Below are 5543 nucleotides of genomic sequence, written 5' to 3'. Positions count from 1 at the left end.
GCTGCTGACGACAAATCAGCGACGCGACGAAGCAAGGCGAAAGCCGCTTCGATGTTCTTTAAGAATTTACAGCCGATAAGCGTGGGCGTCTGGACGAGCGACCTGAGAAGGTTAAATCGCTAGATGCTCACGGAAAATGAATGAAGCTATGAAAGTAGTCTTTGTTCGATTCCGTTGAGAATTCAAGATCGAACTGTAGAGTTTGATCCTGGCTCAGATTGAACGCTGGCGGCATGCCTTACACATGCAAGTCGAACGGTAACGCGGGGCAACCTGGCGACGAGTGGCGAACGGGTGAGTAATGTATCGGAACGTGCCCAGTTGTGGGGGATAACTGCTCGAAAGAGCAGCTAATACCGCATACGACCTGAGGGTGAAAGCGGGGGATCGCAAGACCTCGCGCAATTGGAGCGGCCGATATCAGATTAGGTAGTTGGTGGGGTAAAGGCTCACCAAGCCAACGATCTGTAGCTGGTCTGAGAGGACGACCAGCCACACTGGGACTGAGACACGGCCCAGACTCCTACGGGAGGCAGCAGTGGGGAATTTTGGACAATGGGCGCAAGCCTGATCCAGCCATGCCGCGTGCGGGAAGAAGGCCTTCGGGTTGTAAACCGCTTTTGTCAGGGAAGAAAAGACTCCTGTTAATACCGGGGGTTCATGACGGTACCTGAAGAATAAGCACCGGCTAACTACGTGCCAGCAGCCGCGGTAATACGTAGGGTGCAAGCGTTAATCGGAATTACTGGGCGTAAAGCGTGCGCAGGCGGTTATGCAAGACAGATGTGAAATCCCCGGGCTCAACCTGGGAACTGCATTTGTGACTGCATGGCTAGAGTACGGTAGAGGGGGATGGAATTCCGCGTGTAGCAGTGAAATGCGTAGATATGCGGAGGAACACCGATGGCGAAGGCAATCCCCTGGACCTGTACTGACGCTCATGCACGAAAGCGTGGGGAGCAAACAGGATTAGATACCCTGGTAGTCCACGCCCTAAACGATGTCAACTGGTTGTTGGGAGGGTTTCTTCTCAGTAACGTAGCTAACGCGTGAAGTTGACCGCCTGGGGAGTACGGCCGCAAGGTTGAAACTCAAAGGAATTGACGGGGACCCGCACAAGCGGTGGATGATGTGGTTTAATTCGATGCAACGCGAAAAACCTTACCTACCCTTGACATGCTAGGAATCCTGCAGAGATGTGGGAGTGCTCGAAAGAGAACCTAGACACAGGTGCTGCATGGCCGTCGTCAGCTCGTGTCGTGAGATGTTGGGTTAAGTCCCGCAACGAGCGCAACCCTTGTCATTAGTTGCTACGAAAGGGCACTCTAATGAGACTGCCGGTGACAAACCGGAGGAAGGTGGGGATGACGTCAGGTCATCATGGCCCTTATGGGTAGGGCTACACACGTCATACAATGGCCGGGACAGAGGGCTGCCAACCCGCGAGGGGGAGCTAATCCCAGAAACCCGGTCGTAGTCCGGATCGCAGTCTGCAACTCGACTGCGTGAAGTCGGAATCGCTAGTAATCGCGGATCAGCTTGCCGCGGTGAATACGTTCCCGGGTCTTGTACACACCGCCCGTCACACCATGGGAGCGGGTTCTGCCAGAAGTAGTTAGCCTAACCGCAAGGAGGGCGATTACCACGGCAGGGTTCGTGACTGGGGTGAAGTCGTAACAAGGTAGCCGTATCGGAAGGTGCGGCTGGATCACCTCCTTTCTAGAGAATGACGAGACCGTCAGGTTGCTTAGGTAGCCCGATCGAGTCGAGTCCACATAAGCGAGTTCAGCGCGCCCACACTTATCGGCTGTAGACACAACAACAGTGAGTGAATTGAAGCGTGAGCCTGGCGAGCTGGCCTTGCTGGTTGGCGCAACAAACGGGCTTACGCACACAAAACGCGTGGGTCTGTAGCTCAGTCGGTTAGAGCACCGTCTTGATAAGGCGGGGGTCGCTGGTTCGAATCCAGCCAGACCCACCACGAGGATCGCAAGATCTTGGGGGATTAGCTCAGCTGGGAGAGCACCTGCTTTGCAAGCAGGGGGTCGTCGGTTCGATCCCGTCATCCTCCACCAGTTCACACCACACCTGGTTGGCAAACCATAGCGTCAAGAAAAGGATGCTGCGGTTTGCCAGTCTCGACTTTTTAGTCGGCTGTTGTTCTTTAACAATTCGTAGAGTCGAATCAGCGTTGCTGGCGGAAAGCTAGCGCTCGTAAAGGGGCGTATGGCACCGTGCCGCCAGCGACATTTGATTGCGTCACCAAACTTCAACTCTGAACCAAGGTTTAGAGACGAAATTGAAGAACGGCGAAAACGCGTGATACTCAATAAATGCTCGAGTTGTCGAGCATCTGTCCTTGACGACATCTGAGGATGTCAAAGTTATAGGGTCAAGTGACTAAGTGCATGTGGTGGATGCCTTGGCGATTACAGGCGACGAAGGACGTGATAGCCTGCGATAAGCTTCGGGGAGCTGGCAAATAAGCTTTGATCCGGAGATTTCCGAATGGGGAAACCCACCTCGCAAGAGGTATCGCATACTGAATACATAGGTATGCGAGGCGAACCGGGCGAACTGAAACATCTCAGTAGCTCGAGGAAAAGACATCAACCGAGATTCCGAAAGTAGTGGCGAGCGAAATCGGAGTAGCCCTCGTGTTTTAGCAGTTGGCATATCAGAACGGAATGGAAAGTCCGGCCATAGCGGGTGATAGCCCCGTATGAGAAATGTCGATTGTGGAACTAGGCACGAATAGAGTAGGGCGGGACACGTGAAATCCTGTCTGAATATGGGGGGACCATCCTCCAAGGCTAAATACTCGTAATCGACCGATAGCGAACAAGTACCGTGAGGGAAAGGCGAAAAGAACCCCGGGAGGGGAGTGAAATAGATCCTGAAACCGCATGCATACAAAAAGTAGGAGCCCGCAAGGGTGACTGCGTACCTTTTGTATAATGGGTCAGCGACTTACATTCAGTGGCGAGGTTAACCGAATAGGGTAGCCGTAGAGAAATCGAGTCCGAATAGGGCGAATTAGTCGCTGGGTGTAGACCCGAAACCAGGTGATCTATCCATGGCCAGGATGAAGGTACCGTAACAGGTGCTGGAGGTCCGAACCGACTAGTGTTGCAAAACTAGCGGATGAGCTGTGGATAGGGGTGAAAGGCTAAACAAACCTGGAGATAGCTGGTTCTCTCCGAAAACTATTTAGGTAGTGCCTCAAGTATTACCTTCGGGGGTAGAGCACTGTTTAGGCTAGGGGGTCATGGCGACTTACCAAACCTATGCAAACTCCGAATACCGAAGAGTACAGCTTGGGAGACAGAGCACCGGGTGCTAACGTCCGGACTCAAGAGGGAAACAACCCAGACCGCCAGCTAAGGTCCCTAAAATTGGCTAAGTGGGAAACGAAGTGGGAAGGCTAAAACAGTCAGGATGTTGGCTTAGAAGCAGCCATCATTTAAAGAAAGCGTAATAGCTCACTGATCGAGTCGTCCTGCGCGGAAGATGTAACGGGGCTAAGCCAGTTACCGAAGCTGCGGATGCACAGTTTACTGTGCGTGGTAGGAGAGCGTTCTGTACGCCTGTGAAGGTGGGTCGTGAGGCCTGCTGGAGGTATCAGAAGTGCGAATGCTGACATGAGTAGCGTTAAAGGGGGTGAAAAGCCCCCTCGCCGTAAGCGCAAGGTTTCCTACGCAACGTTCATCGGCGTAGGGTGAGTCGGCCCCTAAGGCGAGGCAGAGATGCGTAGCTGATGGGAAACAGGTCAATATTCCTGTACCGCTCAATAGTGCGATGTGGGGACGGAGAAGGTTAGCTCAGCCAGGTGTTGGATATCCTGGTTCAAGCATGTAGGCGTGCCCCTTAGGCAAATCCGGGGGGCTTAGCTGAGGTGTGATAACGAGTCTGCTTGCAGACGAAGTGAGTGATACCCTGCTTCCAAGAAAAGCCACTAAGCTTCAGCTATTGACGACCGTACCGCAAACCGACACTGGTGCGCGAGATGAGTATTCTAAGGCGCTTGAGAGAACTCTGGAGAAGGAACTCGGCAAATTGACACCGTAACTTCGGAAGAAGGTGTGCCTTTAGTAGGTGAACCATTTACTTGGGGAGCCCAATGAGGCCGCAGATAATCGGTGGCTGCGACTGTTTATTAAAAACACAGCACTCTGCAAAGACGAAAGTCGACGTATAGGGTGTGACGCCTGCCCGGTGCTGGAAGATTAAATGATGGGGTGCAAGCTCTTGACTGAAGTCCCAGTAAACGGCGGCCGTAACTATAACGGTCCTAAGGTAGCGAAATTCCTTGTCGGGTAAGTTCCGACCTGCACGAATGGCGTAACGATGGCCACACTGTCTCCTCCAGAGACTCAGCGAAGTTGAAATGTTTGTGATGATGCAATCTCCCCGCGGAAAGACGGAAAGACCCCATGAACCTTTACTGTAGCTTTACATTGGACTTTGAACAGATCTGTGTAGGATAGGTGGGAGGCTTTGAAACCTGGTCGCTAGATCAGGTGGAGCCAACGTTGAAATACCACCCTGGTGTGTTTGAGGTTCTAACCTTGGCCCGTTATCCGGGTTGGGGACAGTGTATGGTGGGCAGTTTGACTGGGGCGGTCTCCTCCCAAAGTGTAACGGAGGAGTTCGAAGGTACGCTAAATACGGTCGGAAATCGTGTTGATAGTGCATTGGCATAAGCGTGCTTGACTGCGAGACTGACAAGTCGAGCAGGTACGAAAGTAGGACAAAGTGATCCGGTGGTTCTGTATGGAAGGGCCATCGCTCAACGGATAAAAGGTACTCTGGGGATAACAGGCTGATACCGCCCAAGAGTTCATATCGACGGCGGTGTTTGGCACCTCGATGTCGGCTCATCTCATCCTGGGGCTGTAGCCGGTCCCAAGGGTATGGCTGTTCGCCATTTAAAGAGGTACGTGAGCTGGGTTTAAAACGTCGTGAGACAGTTTGGTCCCTATCTTCCGTGGGCGCTGCAAGATTGAGAGAGCCTGCTCCTAGTACGAGAGGACCGGAGTGGACGCACCTCTGGTGTATCGGTTGTCACGCCAGTGGCATCGCCGAGTAGCTAAGTGCGGAAGAGATAACCGCTGAAAGCATCTAAGCGGGAAACTCGTCTCAAGATGAGTCTTGCCGGGGCCTAGAGCCCCCTGAAGGGTCGTTCAAGACCAGGACGTTGATAGGCTGGGTGTGGAAGCGCAGTAATGCGTTAAGCTAACCAGTACTAATTGCCCGTGAGGCTTGACCCTATAACTTTGATAGTCCCAAGGACGTCAAAGACAGGTGTCATGCGAATAACCGTTCTTCAAGTTTGAAGACGCAATCAAATCAAAAGCTGATTTCGACTCTACCGAATTGGGCCCGTTGTCTCGTCTCCCGACGGACAGCGGCCAACCAGTCAAGCCTGATGACCATAGCGAGTCGGTCCCACCCCTTCCCATCCCGAACAGGACCGTGAAACGACTCAGCGCCGATGATAGTGCGGATTCCCGTGTGAAAGTAGGTCATCGTCAGGCTAATAT

General features: G+C 52.9%; 2 tRNA genes and 3 rRNA genes. All 5 read left to right on the top strand.

The window, feature by feature from the left end:
* The first annotated feature begins 190 nt into the window (after nt 1-190).
* The 5 genes from MCHT01_RS25275 (at nt 191) to rrf (ending at nt 5537) form a co-directional block, all read left to right on the top strand.
* A 16S ribosomal RNA gene (locus tag MCHT01_RS25275) occupies nt 191-1719 on the top strand.
* A 185-nt stretch (nt 1720-1904) separates the two neighbouring features.
* A tRNA-Ile gene (locus MCHT01_RS25270) sits at nt 1905-1981 on the top strand.
* Nucleotides 1982-1999: 18 nt separating this feature from the next.
* Nucleotides 2000-2075 (top strand) — tRNA-Ala (locus MCHT01_RS25265).
* A gap of 315 nt (nt 2076-2390) precedes the next feature.
* Nucleotides 2391-5270, top strand: a 23S ribosomal RNA gene (locus MCHT01_RS25260).
* Nucleotides 5271-5424: 154 nt separating this feature from the next.
* Nucleotides 5425-5537, top strand: a 5S ribosomal RNA gene (rrf, locus tag MCHT01_RS25255).
* Together the 16S, 23S and 5S rRNA genes with 2 tRNA genes alongside form the textbook arrangement of a ribosomal RNA operon.
* The last annotated feature ends 6 nt before the right edge of the window (nt 5538-5543 follow it).

It is taken from the genome of Mitsuaria chitosanitabida ATCC BAA-476 = NBRC 102408, from assembly GCF_001598255.1.
GTDB classification, from domain to species: Bacteria; Pseudomonadota; Gammaproteobacteria; order Burkholderiales; family Burkholderiaceae_C; genus Roseateles; species Roseateles chitosanitabidus.
Note: the sequence above shows the minus strand (reverse complement) of the source record. Positions and strands in the feature narration are given on the sequence as shown.